The organism is Streptomyces synnematoformans, from assembly GCF_039531005.1.
In the GTDB taxonomy this organism is placed as follows: Bacteria; Actinomycetota; Actinomycetes; order Streptomycetales; family Streptomycetaceae; genus Streptomyces; species Streptomyces synnematoformans.
Window position 1 is genome coordinate 1 of record NZ_BAAAPF010000174.1, and the last position, 15,254, is coordinate 15,254.

Annotated in this window: 17 protein-coding genes; 10 read left to right on the forward strand and 7 right to left on the reverse strand. The window is 74.4% G+C overall.

Annotated features, from left to right (window positions below; all coding sequences use genetic code 11):
- A partial coding sequence (locus tag ABD317_RS23020; protein ID WP_344291826.1) for a hypothetical protein occupies positions 1-568 on the forward strand: 568 nt, incomplete at its 5' end.
- A gap of 114 nt (positions 569-682) precedes the next feature.
- Positions 683-1,195 (forward strand): large conductance mechanosensitive channel protein MscL, encoded by a 513-nt coding sequence (gene mscL / locus ABD317_RS23025; protein WP_344291827.1) that lies wholly within the window; start codon positions 683-685, stop codon positions 1,193-1,195.
- Positions 1,196-1,364: 169 nt separating this feature from the next.
- On the opposite strand, the gene ABD317_RS23030 is transcribed toward mscL, so the two are convergent.
- Entirely contained in the window at positions 1,365-1,613 is a 249-nt protein-coding gene (locus ABD317_RS23030; protein ID WP_344291838.1) for a hypothetical protein, read from the reverse strand.
- 24 nt (positions 1,614-1,637) lie between these two features.
- Here ABD317_RS23030 and ABD317_RS23035 point away from each other — a divergent pair, with 24 nt between their 5' ends.
- From ABD317_RS23035 to ABD317_RS23050, 4 genes are all read left to right on the forward strand, one after another.
- Positions 1,638-2,981: a P1 family peptidase gene (locus tag ABD317_RS23035; protein WP_344291828.1), complete on the forward strand. Its 1,344-nt coding sequence runs from the start codon at positions 1,638-1,640 to the stop codon at positions 2,979-2,981.
- 220 nt (positions 2,982-3,201) lie between these two features.
- A complete protein-coding gene (locus ABD317_RS23040; protein ID WP_344291829.1) occupies positions 3,202-3,762 on the forward strand; it encodes a dihydrofolate reductase family protein in 561 nt (186 codons plus the stop codon).
- 82 nt (positions 3,763-3,844) lie between these two features.
- Entirely contained in the window at positions 3,845-4,177 is a 333-nt protein-coding gene (locus tag ABD317_RS23045) for an ArsR/SmtB family transcription factor (RefSeq protein ID WP_344291830.1), read from the forward strand.
- A 34-nt stretch (positions 4,178-4,211) separates the two neighbouring features.
- The gene (locus ABD317_RS23050; RefSeq protein ID WP_344291831.1) at positions 4,212-4,895 is read left to right on the forward strand and encodes an NAD(P)H-dependent oxidoreductase; all 684 of its coding nucleotides are present in this window, start codon (positions 4,212-4,214) and stop codon (positions 4,893-4,895) included.
- 27 nt (positions 4,896-4,922) lie between these two features.
- Here ABD317_RS23050 and ABD317_RS23055 read toward each other — a convergent pair whose 3' ends face one another.
- On the reverse strand, positions 4,923-5,765 hold the full coding sequence (locus tag ABD317_RS23055; RefSeq protein WP_344291832.1) for a sigma-70 family RNA polymerase sigma factor: 843 nt from the start codon (positions 5,763-5,765) through the stop codon (positions 4,923-4,925).
- Between the two features lie 216 nt (positions 5,766-5,981).
- Here ABD317_RS23055 and ABD317_RS23060 point away from each other — a divergent pair, with 216 nt between their 5' ends.
- Positions 5,982-6,344 (forward strand): DoxX family protein, encoded by a 363-nt coding sequence (locus ABD317_RS23060; protein ID WP_027754645.1) that lies wholly within the window; start codon positions 5,982-5,984, stop codon positions 6,342-6,344.
- A 108-nt stretch (positions 6,345-6,452) separates the two neighbouring features.
- Here ABD317_RS23060 and ABD317_RS23065 read toward each other — a convergent pair whose 3' ends face one another.
- A complete protein-coding gene (locus ABD317_RS23065; protein ID WP_027754646.1) occupies positions 6,453-7,472 on the reverse strand; it encodes a sigma-70 family RNA polymerase sigma factor in 1,020 nt (339 codons plus the stop codon).
- A 475-nt stretch (positions 7,473-7,947) separates the two neighbouring features.
- Here ABD317_RS23065 and ABD317_RS23070 point away from each other — a divergent pair, with 475 nt between their 5' ends.
- Together ABD317_RS23070 and ABD317_RS23075 are read left to right on the forward strand one after the other, a co-directional pair.
- Entirely contained in the window at positions 7,948-9,081 is a 1,134-nt protein-coding gene (locus ABD317_RS23070) for a questin oxidase family protein (RefSeq protein WP_344291833.1), read from the forward strand.
- Positions 9,082-9,229: 148 nt separating this feature from the next.
- On the forward strand, positions 9,230-10,000 hold the full coding sequence (locus ABD317_RS23075; RefSeq protein ID WP_344291839.1) for a dioxygenase family protein: 771 nt from the start codon (positions 9,230-9,232) through the stop codon (positions 9,998-10,000).
- Positions 10,001-10,224: 224 nt separating this feature from the next.
- Here ABD317_RS23075 and ABD317_RS23080 read toward each other — a convergent pair whose 3' ends face one another.
- Together ABD317_RS23080 and ABD317_RS23085 are read right to left on the reverse strand one after the other, a co-directional pair.
- Positions 10,225-11,742, reverse strand: coding sequence for an MFS transporter (locus ABD317_RS23080; protein ID WP_344291834.1), 1,518 nt, complete (start codon positions 11,740-11,742; stop codon positions 10,225-10,227).
- A 141-nt stretch (positions 11,743-11,883) separates the two neighbouring features.
- Positions 11,884-12,564 (reverse strand): TetR/AcrR family transcriptional regulator, encoded by a 681-nt coding sequence (locus tag ABD317_RS23085; RefSeq protein WP_344291835.1) that lies wholly within the window; start codon positions 12,562-12,564, stop codon positions 11,884-11,886.
- Between the two features lie 206 nt (positions 12,565-12,770).
- On the opposite strand from ABD317_RS23085, the gene ABD317_RS23090 reads away from it, so the two are divergent.
- Complete coding sequence (locus ABD317_RS23090; RefSeq protein WP_027754651.1) at positions 12,771-13,199, forward strand: OsmC family peroxiredoxin; 429 nt, start codon at positions 12,771-12,773, stop codon at positions 13,197-13,199.
- Between the two features lie 67 nt (positions 13,200-13,266).
- On the opposite strand, the gene ABD317_RS23095 is transcribed toward ABD317_RS23090, so the two are convergent.
- Positions 13,267-14,571: a lytic transglycosylase domain-containing protein gene (locus ABD317_RS23095; protein ID WP_344291836.1), complete on the reverse strand. Its 1,305-nt coding sequence runs from the start codon at positions 14,569-14,571 to the stop codon at positions 13,267-13,269.
- Between the two features lie 56 nt (positions 14,572-14,627).
- The coding region (locus ABD317_RS23100; RefSeq protein WP_344291837.1) for a hypothetical protein at positions 14,628-15,254 on the reverse strand (627 nt) is incomplete at its 5' end.

Here is a 15,254-nt window from a genome sequence, read left to right on the forward strand (position 1 = left end):
CCCGTACCGCCCGCCGCCCGCCGCCGCGCCGGACGGCTCCGCGCCCGGTGCCCACGGCGACGCCCGCGGGGTGTCCGCCGGACCGCGGGGCGCGGACGGCAGCGCGGAGGCCGGGGACGGGGAGGTGCTGGCGCCGGTGCGGATCGCGGACGCCGGGGTGGCCGGGCTGCTGGAGCCGGGCGACGTGGTGGACGTGCTGGCCGTGGGCGGAAAGGACGGCGCCCCGGCGCGGACCGTGGTCCGGGCGGCCCGCGTGGCGGAGATCCCGGGGACGGCGGACCCGCCGGATGCGGAGTCGGGGGCGGGATCAGGGGTGGAATCGCGGGCGGACGAGCCGGGGGCTGCGGAGACCGAGGGGACGACCGGGGCCGCGGAGTCGGCGGCGGGCCCGGACGCGTCGGCAGCCCCGGACGTTCCGGTGGTTCCGGAGGGACGGTCGCCGTGGGGCGCACCGGAACCGACGGGGTGGGACGACGGGACGCTGGTGGTGCTGTCCGTGCCGCGGGCAACGGCCGCGGCGCTCGCCGGCGCGGCGGCCGAACGAGGGCTGGCGGTGACGTTCCGATGACGACACCTGCGCGGACCGTCACCGGCCCGAGTGGAAGGATTGGACAATCCTTCCGTATCTCTGCCATACCTTGCTGGGTCGGCCGACCCGTCGAGAACGAAGTGAGGAAAGGCATTGAGCACGCAGGGCGCCGGGAGCACCTCGGACAATCAGGGCGTCATCGCCGGGTTCAAGCAGTTCCTGATGCGCGGGAACGTGATGGAACTCGCGGTCGCCGTCGTCATCGGCGCCGCGTTCACGAACATCGTCAACGCGGTGGTGAAGGGTGTCATCAACCCCGTCGTCGGCCTCTTCGGCTCGAAGAACCTCGACAAGTACCACTCGTGCTTCAGCGATGTCTGCACGACCAGCCCGGAGGGCGAGGTCACCGAGGGCGTCGCGATCCTCTGGGGCCCGGTGCTCAGCGCCACGCTGACGTTCGTGATGACCGCGGCCGTCGTGTACTTCGCGATGGTCCTGCCGATGAACAGGCTCAGGGAGCGGCAGGCGGCGAAGGCGCCGGTGGAGGAGACGCCCGCGGAGATCACGGAGGTCGAGCTGCTGACGCAGATCCGCGACGAGCTGGTGGCCCGCCGGGACGGCTCCGCGCCGAGCGTCGACCCCGGGACGTTGCCGACGCAGAGGTAGCGGCGCTGCCCGAGCCGGACGCCTGGGCTGGCGGGGACGGCGTGCTGGTCGCCCAACGCATCACGGTCAGATGCCCGGGGTGGTCGCCATCGTCCTGGCGGATATGGCCGGTTGCCGGGCGACGGGAGGATGCACGGCGGCGCCGGGTCCGGGCTGTGCCCGGGCTGGGTCAGAGGTGGTGCGGCGGCTTCTCGTCGAGGAAGCGGGCCAGGTCGGCCGTGCTCCCCTCGGCGGCGGGCCGCTCCCCCCAGCCCTCGTCGGTGTCGTCCCGGCTCTGCCGCGTCAGCGGGTCCTCGAAGACCAGGGGGTTCTCCGGCTCGGTGCTCATACGCCCCAGGGTACGCGGCCGCGCCGCGCGGACACCGGGACGACGGCGTCGCGGAGCCGGCCGCGGTGTCGGCCGCGGGGCCGGTGCCAGGGGCTGCCCGTTAGGGTGCGTCGCATGGGCGTGGACGGGATCACGGACGTGGCGGGGGTGCGCGTCGGGCACGCGTCGCGGACCGGGGACGGGTGGCTGACCGGGACGACGGTGGTGCTCGCTCCGGAGGGCGGCGCCGTCGCCTCCGTGGACGTACGCGGCGGCGGGCCGGGCACGCGGGAGACCGACGCCCTCGACCCGCGCAACCTCGTCCAGCGGGTGGAGGCCGTGGTGCTGACGGGCGGCAGCGCGTACGGGCTGGCGGCCGCGTCCGGCGTGCTGGCCTGGCTGGAGGAGCAGGGCCGCGGCTTCCGGGTGGGTCCCGACCCGGCGCAGGTGGTCCCGGTGGTGCCGGCGGCGGCGCTGTTCGACCTGGGCCGCGGCGGTGACTTCCGGGCCCGGCCCGGCGACGCCCTGGGCCGCAAGGCCGCCGCCGCGGCGGCGTCCTCGGCGCCCGGCGCCCCGGTCGCGCAGGGCAACGTCGGCGCGGGCACGGGAGCGGTGTGCGGGGCGATGAAGGGCGGGGTCGGCACGGCGAGCACCGTGCTGCCGTCCGGCACCACGGTTGCCGCGCTGGCGGTCGTCAACGCGGCCGGCTCCGGCGTCGACCCGGTCACGGGCGCGCTGTACGCCGAGCTGCTCGACGGCGGCCGCGTCGGAGACGGCGGGGACGGCCACCGCAGCGGCGGAGGCGACGGCGACCGCGGCGGCGTCGGAGACGGCCATGGCGATGGCGATGGCGGTGCTGCGGGCGGGGCGGCGAAGCCCGACGGGGCAAGGGGTGGGGATGGGGGGCGGGGGGTCCCCCCGGAGGGCTCCTCGCCAGGGGACGAGCCGGAGGGCGGGCCCGGGGGCGGGCCCGAGGGCGGGCCCGGGGTTCGGGTGCGGGGCTTTCCCGAGCCGGAGGTGCACGCGGCCGCGGTGCGGCGGCTGGCGGAGGCCCGGGAGGAGACCGCGCGGCGGTTCGCCGCGTCGGCCCGGCCGCCGCTGAACACGACGCTGGCGGTCGTCGCCACGGACGCCGCCCTCGGCAAGGCGCAGGCGCAGAAGATGGCCGGCGCCGCGCACGACGGCCTGGCCCGGGCCGTACGCCCCGCGCACCTGCTCTCCGACGGCGACACCGTCTTCGCGCTGGCCACCGGCGCCCGTCCGCTGCTGCCCGCGGACGCCGTCGCCGCCGACCCGGCGTTCGCGGTGCACCAGGAGGCCGGCGCCCTCAACGAGGTCTTCGCGGCCGGGGCGGACGTCCTGACCCGGGCCGTGGCCAGGGCGCTGCGCGCCGCCGAAGGCGTCGACGGCCCCGGCGGCGTCTTCCCCTCGTACACCGACCTCTACGGTCCCGCCACCGGCCGGGTGCCGCGGGACTAGGTCCTGTCCGGCGGTCAGGTCAGGTCGGAGCCTGCCGACGGTGATGCCGGTTCGGGGAAACGAGCACCCGATGGGGTTTCATTGCGGCGCTGACCTGGCGACTTCCCCTACGCTGAGATCAATCCCGGGCCCCGTCACGATTCCGCCATCGGCGCGCTTGCGACGATTTCGCGTGCCGGGGGCTGTCTATAGAGGGACGGCACACGAGGGGAGACTGCACATGCGCAAGCTCGTTGTCACCGAGAACATCACGCTCGACGGTGTGATCGACATGACCGGCGGATGGTTCGACCCTCTGAACCAGGACGTCGACCAGTCCGACATCACCGCGGCGACCACCGAACACAGGGAGGCCGCCGACGCGTTGCTCGTCGGCCGCAACACGTTCGAGGCGTTCCGCGGCTTCTGGCCCGACCAGAAGGACGACCACACGGGCGTGTCCGACTACCTCAACGCCGTGGACAAGTACGTCGTCTCCCGCACCCTGGAGGACCCCGCCTGGGAGAACTCCACCGTGCTCCGCGGCCCGCTGGCCGACGAGGTGCACGCGCTCAAGGCGGCGCCGGGCCGCGACATCGTGGCGACCGGCAGTGTGCGGCTCGTGCACGAGCTGATCGCCGAGGGGCTGGTCGATGAATACCGCCTGTTCGTGTTCCCCGTCGTCGTGGGCCGGGGCGCGCGGCTCTTCGAGTCCGTCGACGTGCGACTGGAGCTGCTGGAAACGCGCCCCTTCACCTCGGGCGCGGTGCTGCTGCGCTACGCGGCCGGGAGCACCCGCTGACGGTGGCCGGCCGCCCACCCGTCGGCTCACCAGATATCGAGATATCGTGAGGTGTCGGGGTGTCTGGCGAGAGGGGCGGCTCATGACCGGAGCGGCGGGCTCGGGTGCGGGTGATCTCATCGAGGTGTTCAAGGCCCTCGGCAACCCCGCCCGGTTGCAGATCATGCAGTGGCTGAAGGATCCCGAGGCGCACTTCGGCGAGTACGAGCCGATAGCGGACCGCCGGTCGGTCGGGGTGTGCGTCACGCACATCCAGGCGAAGTCGGGGCTCGCCCAGTCGACCGTCTCCAGCTACATGAGCACGCTGGAGCGGGCGGGACTCGTGCATCCCACCCGGGTGGGCAAGTGGACCCACTATCGGCGCGATGACCAGCGGCTGGCGCAGGTGGCACAGGCGATCGACACCACCATCTAATTGACGAATCGCGATACGTCGATATGATCTCCTCATGTCGACCTTCGCTGCCGCCCCCACCGCTCTGATCGTTCACGCCCACCCCGAGCCCCACTCGTTCAGCACCGCCCAGATGACCACCGCGGCCCGGACCCTGCGCGCCGCCGGGTACCGCGTCGACGTCCTGGACCTCTACTCCGAGGCGTGGGCCCCGGCCCTCACCCGCGAGGAGTTCGCACCGGTGGAGGGAGGCCACTTCAAGCCGCAGGCCGAACAGATGCGCGCGGTCAGGGACGGGACGCTCGACGCGGGCGTCAAGGCCCACCTCGACCGGCTGCTCGCCGCCGAGCTGCTCGTGCTGTCGTTCCCGATGTGGTGGTTCTCGCTGCCCGCCGTCCTCAAGGGATGGGTGGACCGGGTCTTCGTGATGGGCGCGGTCTTCGGCGGGGACCACGGGTTCTTCGACGAGGCGGCGCTCGCCGGGAAGCGCGCGATGCTGCTGTTCACGACCGGCGGGCCGAGTGAGTCGTTCCGGCCCGACGGCGCCTTCGGCCCGATGGACGACTTCCTGTTCCACATCCACCGCGGGATGCTGGAGTTCGTCGGCTTCCGGGTCCTCGACCCCGTGGTCACCTACGGACCGGCCCGCATGACGGACCCGGAACGAGCGGCGGCGCTGGACGCGGTCGGCGAGTCCGTCGCGCTCATTGCGGCGGATCTCCAGACCGCCGCTCGCTGACCCCGCCCCCGGACCCCGCCCCGGCTCCTACGGCATCGCCAGCGGCGTGCCCGCCTGGACCCGGGTGAGGTCGATCCGGGTGACCAGCCCGTCCCGGGTGGTGATGTCGACGACGGCGAGCGCGTGGCCGCCGGGGGCGATGACGTGGGCCGGCCGACCGCCGACGAGCATCCGGGTGGTGGCCAGGATCCGGTCGGTGAAGTACCTCGTCTCCCCCGCCACCGCGGCGGCGCCGGTGACGACGGTCGGCGCGCCGGGCGGCAGGAGCGCGGGGTCGGCGGTGCGTACGCAGTCGTCGGCCATCAGGGCGAGCAGCCGGTCGACGTCACCGCCGGCGGCCGCGTCGAGGAACGCGTCCACGACGGCCGGGTCCCCGGCGCCCGCCGGCGGCGGCTCGGCGCCGCCGATGCGGCGGCGGGCCCGGCTGGCGTGCTTCTTGGCGTTGACCTCGCTGGTGCCGAGGGTCTCCGCCACCTCCCGGAACGGCATGGCGAACAGGTCGTGCAGGACATAGGCGACGCGCTGCGGCGGGGTGAGGCGGTCGAGGACGACCAGCAGTGCCCGGGAGACCTGCTCGCGGCGCAGGCAGTGCTCGTCCGCGGCGACCTCCGCGTCCGGGATCATGTCCGCGAGCAGCGGTTCCTCGCGGCGGCGGCGCCGCAGGCGCAGGTGGTCGAGGCAGACCCGGGTGAGCACGGTCGTCAGCCACGCGGCCGGGTTGCGCACGTCGCCGGTGTCGGTGGTCGAGGCCCTGATCCAGGTGGTCTGCACGGCGTCCTCGGCGTCGTGCGTGGAGCCGAGCAGCCGGAACGCCACGGCTGTCAGCTGCGGCCGGGCCGCTTCGAACTCCGCTTCCGCAACCGCTACCACCGGGTGTCACCTCTCCACGGCCTGGGACGTCGGGACGGACGAGACCACCGATCTCGTGTTCCGCAAGCCGACCACCCGAGGAATCGACCCACCCATGAGCGTACAGACCGTCTGGTTCCGGACGACGCGGCGGGAGCGCCCCGCGGCCGCCGGGGGAATCCACGCCTGCGCGGGGCCGCCGCCGCGGGCCCGCGCCGTGCCCGGGAGGCGTCACGTATGAGGGGCGCGCTGTTCACCGCCGTGATCGTGTGCATCGCGGCGAACACGTTCATCGCCGTCGCCGACTACGCCCGGGCGGGGTTCGTGCTGAAGAACTCCGCGGAGGTGCGTACGCCCGAGGGCGCGCTGCCCTACCTGGCGACCCTGAAGCTGGCCGGCGCCGCCGGGCTCGCCGTGGGGCTGGCGGCGGTGCCGTGGCTCGGCGTCGCCGCGGGCGCCGGCCTGGTCCTGTTCTTCGTCGGCGCGGTCGGCGCGCACCTCCGGGCGCGCGTCTTCTCCAACATCGCCTTCCCGGGCCTGTACCTGGTCCTCGCGCTGGCGTCCGCCGCCTACATGATCGACGACGTGGCCGGATCCTGACCCGACGTGCCCCCGTCCCGCTCCGCCCCGCCCCCGTACGCATGCGGAAGCCCCCGGTGCCGGGGGGAGACACCGGGGGCGGCTTGAGGGGGCGGGCGGGCCGCCGCGTTACGCGGCGGCGTCGAAGCCCGTGTCGCGGGCGAGCTTCTTCAGCTCGACCAGCGCGTGCTTCTCGATCTGCCTGATCCGCTCGCGGGTCAGGCCGTGCTGCTTGCCGACCTCGGTCAGCGTGCGCTCGCGGCCGTCCTCGATGCCGTACCGCGCCTTGATGATCGACGCCGTGCGCGGCTCCAGCCGGCCGATGAGGTCTTCCAACTCCTCGCGGCGCATCATGACCAGCACCGAGTCCTCCGGCGAGTCCGCGCCGGTGTCCTCCAGCAGGTCGCCGAACTGGGTCTCGCCCTCGTCGTCCACCGACATGTTGAGGCTGACCGGGTCGCGGGCCCAGTCGAGGACGTCCGTCACGCGCTCGGGCGTCGAGCCCAGCTCGGCGGCGACCTCGGCGGGCTCCGGCTCGCGGCCGTGCTCGCGGTTGAACTCCCGCTGCACGCGCCGGATGCGGCCCAGCTCCTCGACGAGGTGGACGGGCAGCCGGATCGTGCGGGACTGGTCGGCGATGGAACGGGTGATGGCCTGGCGGATCCACCACGTGGCGTACGTGGAGAACTTGAAGCCCTTCTTGTAGTCGAACTTCTCGACGGCGCGCACCAGGCCGGCGTTCCCCTCCTGGATGAGGTCGAGGAGCGGCAGCCCGCTGCGTGGGTAGCGGCGGGCGACGGCGACGACGAGGCGCAGGTTCGAGCGGATGAAGAGGTCCTTGGCGCGTTCGCCCTGGGCCACGATCGCTTCGAGCTCCTCCCGGGTCGCGGACGCGCTCGGCGCGTCCGCCGCCTCGGGCTTCGCCTCGCCGGCGAGCAGCTTCCCGGCGTAGACGCCGGCCTCGATGTCCAGGGAGAGCTCGACTTCCTTCGCGGCGTCCAGCAGCGGCGTCCGCGCGATCTCGTCGAGGTACATCCCGACGAGGTCGCGGTCGGCGATCTCGCCGCTCCGGGCGCGAGCGCCGCGGGCGCTGCTTGCCGAGCCGGCCGGGGTCTCGGCCTGGCGGCGGGCGACGGCACGGGTTGCCATGCGTGCTCCCTTACGAGTGGGTTCTCCTAGTGGTCCGGCACCTACCGGGTGCCCGTTCCACCCTGTCCAACGTGGGGAATCCGGACAGAATTCCCCGCGGGTACGCCAATTTTCGTGATCTTGCAGTACCCTGCCCGCCTGCAGCCCGCCTCCGCCGCTCGTACGGGGCCGGAGGGACTCCTGGTCAGACCCGGCGGCCGGAGGCCGGCGCGGCTCTGCGCCGGTGCCGGCCGCCGCGGTTTCGTGAGATGTCCGTCACATCCGACATCGGAGCCTTTCCCCCCTGGGCACCGCCGTCCTGGCCCGCCCTGCCCTGGGGAAGACGGTGTGCGCGGCCTTCTGGTTGCTCCCGCGGCCGGAAAGTGCGGGTCATGTCCCGGGTCCGCGCCTCGGTCCGGAGACCTAGGAGAGCCCCGCGGGGGTCTAGGACCCGCGCCCGTTACGGACCGGACAGCGGCGGCCTAGCGTCGCCGGCATGGATACGAGCCGTGAGGACGCAGGTACGGAGACCGGCCCGGGCGGCAGCACCCGCGGCGGTGACGCGAGCGGGGTGCTCGACGAGGCCCTGGAGCGGCTGCACGCCGCCGGGCCCGAGCGGATGGGCTGGCTGACCAACCACGGGCCGATGGCCGTCGAGGCCCTGGTGCACGGCGACCGGGCCGCGACCGTGCACCGCTGGCTGGACCGCTACCGCCACAAGCTGGAGGACATGCCGCCGGAGGCCCGGCCCATCGACCCCGCCGCCTGGCACGAGGCGCTCGGCGACCCGGCGCGGCTGGGCGACTGGCCGGCGTACTTCGCCCGGGAACTCGACGCCCGCCCGTGGCGCGAGGTGCTGGCCGAGTGGTGGCCGCGGCTGCTGCCGGGGCTGGCCGGCGCCGCCACGCACACCGTGATCCGCGCGGGCCACGCCGTGCGCACCCTGCAGGACACGGAGGCCGCCGGCGCGGCGCCCTCGGCGCCCCGGGCCGCCGAGCTGGCGCACGCCCTGGGCTACTGGGCCGCCCGCTACGCCCGCCTGCCCAGCGCCCCGGTCCCGGCCGGCACCGCGGTGCCGGACGCGGAGCTGGCCGGGCTGCCCGCGGTGCCGGCGCAGGCCGGCGGCATCCGCGAACGGCTGGCGCAGCTGACCCCGGAGTCGAAGCCGGGCTGGCCGGCGGCGGTGGGCGCGCTGGCCCCGGCGGGTACGCCGGAGGAGGCGCGCGCCGCGCTGGCGGGGCTGGTGCGGGCGGCGGTGCACCGCTATGCGGCGTACGGGCGCGGCAAGCCGGTGATGCTGGTGCACGCGGCGACGGCGCCGAACGCCGTGCTCCGCGCGCTGCCGGCGCTCCCCCGCGAGCTGTGGGCGCCGAGTTACGCGGCCGCGTGGGCGGCGAGCGCCGCCGTGACGGCCGCGTACGGGCCGGCCGAGCCGCTGCCGGCGGAGCGGGACCCGGCGCCGCCGGCGGCGGGCGACGCGGCGGAGGCGGCGGAGGAGCTGCTGACCCGGGCGGCGGCGCACGGCGACGAGCACGCGATCAAGTTCGTCGACACCGCGCTGGACGTGGGCGACGACGCCGCACGCGCGGCCGCGCTGCAGTCCGTGGCGCTCATCGACCCGGCGTTCTGATCGAGCCGGCGTTCTGATCGAGCCGGCGTTCTGATCGAGCCGGCGCTCCCATCGAGCCGGGGGGTGCCGGCAGAGCGGTGGCCGGGAAGGAGTGCCGGCCGAGCGCGGGTATGGTTGATTGAAGTCTAAACTTCAGGCGGTGACCACCATGCCCACCATGCCCGCGCTCTACCTCTCCCACGGCGCCCCGCCGCTCGCCGACGACCCCGTCTGGCCCGCCGAGCTGGCCGCCTGGGCCGCCGGGCTGCCCCGCCCGCGCGCGATCCTCGTGGTCTCCGCGCACTGGGAGGAGGCCCCGCTCGCCCTCGGCGCCACCGCCACCGTCCCGCTGGTCTACGACTTCTGGGGCTTCCCCGAGCACTACTACCGCGTCCGCTACCCCGCCCCCGGCGCCTCCGCGCTGGCCGACGCCGTACGCAAGCTGCTGCGCACCCCCGGCGACGGCGTGCAGGACTTCCCCGACCGCGGCCTCGACCACGGCGCGTACGTGCCGCTGGTGGAGATGTACCCGGACGCCGACGTCCCCGTGCTGCAGGTCTCCATGCCGACCCTCGACCCCGGGCGGCTGCTCGCGCTCGGCCGCCGGCTCGCGCCGCTTCGCGCGGAGGGGGTGCTGATCGTCGGCAGCGGCTTCTTCACCCACAACCTCGCCGCGCTGCGGCACCCGGGCGGCGGGCCGCCGGCGTGGTCGGCGGAGTTCGACGCGTGGGGCCGCGAGGCACTGGCGGCGCAGGACGTGGACGCGCTGCTGGACTTCGCGCACAAGTCGCCCGCGGGCCAGTTGGCCCATCCGCGCACCGAGCACTTCGCCCCGCTGTTCGTCACCCTCGGCGCCGCCGAGGACGACCTGCCCACGCAGCGCAGCGTCATCGACGGCTTCTGGATGGGGCTCGCCAAGCGCTCCGTCCAGCTCGGCTGAGGCGGCCGGCAGGCACGGGGCACCGCGCACACGCCGAAACCACGGAGAGACAGCGGCGGCGAGCAGTGGCGAGCGAGCCAGTGGCAAGACGGCCGTGAGACGGCGATGAGACGGTGGCGAGACGGTGGCGAGACGCGACGAAGGCCCCTTCCCGTCCCCCCGAGGAACGGAAAGGGGCCTTCGCCCAGCCCTGAACTCTTCTTCGAGTCAGTGCGTCCGCGCGGTCAGTGGACCATCACCGGAGCCTGCACCTCGTCCTGCGCATCCGTGCCGTCGCCCCCGGTGACCTCGTGCCCGGACTGGGCCCGGGTGGTGACGAGGCCGTAGGCGAGGGCCGCGGAGACCACCAGGATGCCGACCGCCCACCAGATCGCGGTGGAGTAGCCGTGCACGGCCGCGGAGTTCGCGAAGCCCTCGCGGCCCAGAGTGCGGGCCTCGGCGGCGTGCGAGGAGATCCAGTCGGTCGTGGCGCTGGCCGCGATCGTGTTCAGCAGCGCGGTGCCGATGGCGCCGCCGACCTGCTGCGAGGTGTTGACCATCGCCGAGGCGACGCCGGAGTCGCGCGGCTGCACCCCGTAGGTGGCCAGGGACATGGCCGGCATGAACGCCGTGCCGAGGCCGAGGCCCAGCAGCACTAGCGCGGGCAGGACGAGCGCGGCGTACGAGCTGCCGGGCTCCATCTGGGCCAGCAGCAGCATGCCGAGCGCGGCCACCAGGAAGCCGGGCGCGAGCAGCAGCCGCGGCTGCACGCGGGTCATGAGCCGGGCGCCGATCTGCGTCGAGCCGACGATCATGCCCACGATCATCGGGAGGAAGGCCACGCCGGTTCTGACCGGGCTGTAGCCCTTCACGATCTGCAGGTAGTAGGTGAGGAACAGGAAGACGCCGAACATCGCGATGACCGCGAGGCCGAGCGACAGGTAGACGCCGCCGCGGTTGCGCTCCAGCAGGACGCGCAGCGGGAGCAGCGGGTTCTTGACCTTGGACTCCACCGCCACGAACGCGGCCAGCAGCACCACGGACGCGACGAACATGACCAGCGTCAGCGTGTCGGTCCAGCCCTCGGCCTCGGCCCGGGTGAAGCCGTACACCAGCGCCACCAGGCCGCTGGTCGCCAGCAGCACGCCCGGGATGTCGAGCGAGGAGCGGTTCCTGCTGCCCTTCGGGTCGTGAATGACGGCCATGGCGCCGAGCACGGCGACCACGGCGAACGGGATGTTCACGAAGAACGTCCAGCGCCAGTCCAGGTACTCGGTCAGCACGCCGCCGAGGATCAGACCGACGGCACCGCCGCCACCGGCGATGGCGCCGTAGATGCCGAACGCCTTGGCCCGCTCCTTGCCCTCGGTGAAGAGGACGGCGAGCAGCGACAGCGCGGCCGGCGCGAGCAGCGCGCCGAAGACGCCCTGCAGGGCGCGGGCGCCGAACAGCATGGCCTGGCCGGTCGCGGCGCCGCCGAGCGCGGAGGCCGCGGCGAAGCCGATGAGCCCGGTGACGAAGGTGCGCTTGCGGCCCCAGAGGTCCGCGATGCGGCCGCCGAAGAGCAGCAGGCCGCCGAAGGCGAGCGCGTAGGCCGTGATGACCCACTGGCGGTTGCCGTCGGAGATGCCGAGGTCCTCCTGCGCGGAGGGCAGCGCGATGTTCACGATGGTCGCGTCGAGGACGACCATCAGCTGGGCCACAGCGATGAACGCGAGGGCTTTCCAGCGCCTCGGATCAGGCTGCAGTGCCGTTTCTGGCATGGGGGTACCCACCATTCGAGTTCAGGGGTTGATCGATAACGTCGTTGGTGCACATCACCGCGCGGGGCGCGGAAGCGGCAGAAGAGTCCCGATGATCAGAACAGACTCACGGCTCGCAGATCACCTCATTTTTCCGGTTCCTCACGTGCCTCTCCGCCGCAGCGTCTCGAACGTGGCCGCGCTGCCGGACAGCGTTGACCTGGCAGGATTCATCAGACCGTCGACGAACAGCGCCAGATGCCGGTGCACGTACGTGTCGAACTCCACACCGCACTCCAGCCCGGGCAGCGGCCTGGTGAGCTGGGCGAGGGCGACCATCAGGTCGCCGACGCCGACGTCGTCGCGGAGGGTGCCGTCGGCGCGGGCCCGCGCCATCAGGTCCTCCAGTGCGGTGTCGAGCCGGTTGCGGGTGTCGACCACCTCGGGCGCCGCCGCGTCGAAGCCGTCGGCGAGCAGCGGGCACAGCGACCCGATCCGCTCGTCGGCGCCCCGGTGCACGAAGCGCCGCAGCGCCTCGAACGGCTCGGTGCCGTCGTCGGTGAGCGCGGCCTCCGCCAGGGCCGTGACGCGGCGCATGGACTCCAGGGTCACCTGGAGGATCAGCTCGCGGCGGTCGGCGAAGTGCCGGTAGACCGTCGCGTTGCCGACGCCGGCGCGGCGGGCGATCTCGTCGAGCGGGACGTCGGGGCCCCACTCCACGAACGCCTCCCGGGCGGCGTCGATGATCCGTTCGCGGTTGCGGGAGGCGTCGGCGCGCAGCCGCGGCTGACGCTGCCGCTGCTGCCGCTGGCCGGGGAGCGTGGCGCCCTTGCCCGTGCCCATGGTTGCCTCCCTGGTGACTTCCGGGGACTGACTCCCCGTTTTCTTCGGACACTGGCTAAACGGGGAGGCACTCCCCGCTATTTCCCGCCCGGCTTGTGATCTGCGCCACGCGGGCGCCGGGGCGCGGCCCGGGCACACCCCGCCCCGCCGGCACCGATAACTTGGGCACGTACCGTCTTTCGCTCCAGACTCGGAGGCTGACCGCCATGGCAACCACCCGCACCGCGAAGACCCACTGGGAGGGCAACCTGCTGGAGGGCAAGGGGACCGTCGCCCTCGAATCCTCCAAGATCGGCACGTACGACGTGAGCTGGCCGGCGCGCTCCGCCGAGCCCGGCGGCAAGACCAGCCCCGAGGAGCTGATCGCGGCGGCCCACTCCGCGTGCTACTCGATGGCCTTCTCGCACGGCCTGGCCGGCAAGGGCTACACGGTCGAGGCCCTCGACACCAGCGCCGACGTCACCTTCCAGCCCGGCGAGGGCATCACCGGCATCGTGCTGACGGTGCAGGCGAAGGTGCCGGGGCTGTCCGAGGAGGACTTCCAGGCCGCCGCCGCGGACGCCAAGGCCAACTGCCCGGTGAGCAAGGCGCTGGCGGGCGTCGAGAACATCACGCTGAACGCCACGCTGGTCTGAGCGGACGGCGTAGGCACCCCGCCGGTCCCGGCTGCGCCGGCGACCGGCGGTGACGCGTCGGCGCGTGTCAGGTCGTGCCCGGGTCCGGGTCCGGCGAGGTGGAGTCGTCGGGGCAGGGGGACGCGCCGGAGTCGGTCGGGCTCGGCGACGGCGACTCGCCCGGGTCGGCGGAGCAGCTGTCGCTCGGGTCCGGGTCGCCGGGCTCGCTCGGGTCCGGGTCGCCCGTGCCGCCCGCGTCGCCGGTGCCGCCCGCGTCGCCGCCCGGGTCCTCGGTGCCGCCGGAGCCGCCGGTGTCGCCCGGTTCGCTGGGGCTGGGGCCGGGACTCGGGTCGCCGCCGCCGGAGCCGTCCGTACCGCCGTCGGCGCCGTCACCCGGGTCGCCGGAGCCGCCCGAGCCGTCCGGGTCACCGGAACCGCCCGGGTCGCCGGAAGCGCCCGGGGCCGCCGAGCCGCCGCCCGGCGGGCTCGGCCGCGGCCCCACCTCGATGCCGCCGCCCCGGTCGCCGGGCGCCGTGCGGCTGCCCTTCGGCGGCACCGAACCGGCGTTGCCGGCGCCGGAGCTGGCCGGCAGGGCGCCGGTGCCGTCGGGTACGGCGTGCACGCCGGAGCGGTAGAACCCGAGCCAGGCCAGCACCGTGTTCACGTAGTCCCGGGAGTGGTTGTAGCTCAGGATCGCCCGGTCCAGATCGGCCGGCACCCGCAGGTCCCGGGAGCCCGCGCACAGGTAGTGGCCGGCCGCCAGGGTCGCGTCGTAGACGTTGTTCGGGTCGGCCCGCCCGTCGCCGTTGCCGTCCACGGCCCACCCCGCCCAGGTCGACGGGATGAACTGCATGGGCCCGACGGCGCGGTCGTAGCCGGTGTCGCCGTCGTACCGGCCGCCGTCGGTGTCGGCGATGTGCGCGAAGCCGTCGCCGTTGAGCACCGGGCCGAGGATCGGGGTGACGGTGGTGCCGTCGGCGTCCACCGCGCCGCCGCGCGCGTGGCCGGACTCCACCTTGCCGATGGCGGCCAGCAGTTCCCACTCCAGCCCGCACCCGGGGTCGCTCGCCGCCAGCCGCCGCTCCGCCTGCCGGTACGCGGCCAGCACGGTGGCCGGGACGCCCGCCTGCCGCTCGACCACGGCCGGCGGCGTCGGCTGCGTGCCGACGACCGGGTCCATGCCCTGCAGCGGCGGGATCTCGGTGTGGTACTGGCCGTCGCCCGGCGTGCCGGGCGGCAGCACGGGGACGGTGTCGAGCCGGTCCTCGGCGCCGCCGTCCGGCACCCGGCCGCCCTCGTCGCCCGGCGCCTGCGACGCGGTCAGCGCGACCATCGCGGCCGCCGCGAGCGCCGCCGTCGCCACGCTGCGGCGCAGTCTGCTGAGTGAAGCCATGAACCTGCCTCCCGGCGGCGAGTGGGTCGGGTGGTGCGGTGGTCGTCGTCGTGCCGTCAGCCGAAGGTGTCGATGTTCGAGATCCGCCACCTGTCGCCGTCCTTCACCGCGTCCACGGCGACCATCGCGGCGCCGTACGACGTCTCGTCGGTGTCGGTACGGGTGTTGCGCTGGTCGGCGAAGACCAGCACGCGGGCCGCGTCGTCGTCGGCCAGCTCCACCGCCGAGTCGGTGACGGTGGTGGTGAGGACGAGCTTCTGCTTCGGCGCCTGCTTGCGCAGGTCCCCGAGCATCCGCCGGTGCTGCTCGACGGCGTCGCCGGTCAGGTACGCACGGGCGGCCTTCTCGTTCTCGCCGACGTCGGTGTAGTCGACGGAGAACACCGCCTCCACGGCCTCCCCGACACCGCCCTTGACCTCGCTGGTCAGCGCCGCGTCCACCAGCGCCGCGTTCTCCGCGGCCGGGTCGTCGCCGCCGCTGGCCTGCACGGCCGCGAAGGCGGCGAAGCAGCCGAGCAGCACGGCGGCGGCGACCAGCGCGGCGGAGAGCCGCCCGCCGCGCCGCGCCGCGGCCGCCCCGGAGCCGGAGCGGGCCCCGGAACCGGAACCGGACCCGGACCCGGCCCCGGAGCCGGAGCCGCGCTCCCGTGCGTCCCTACGCCCCGTCCGGCCGCGCTGCGGCCG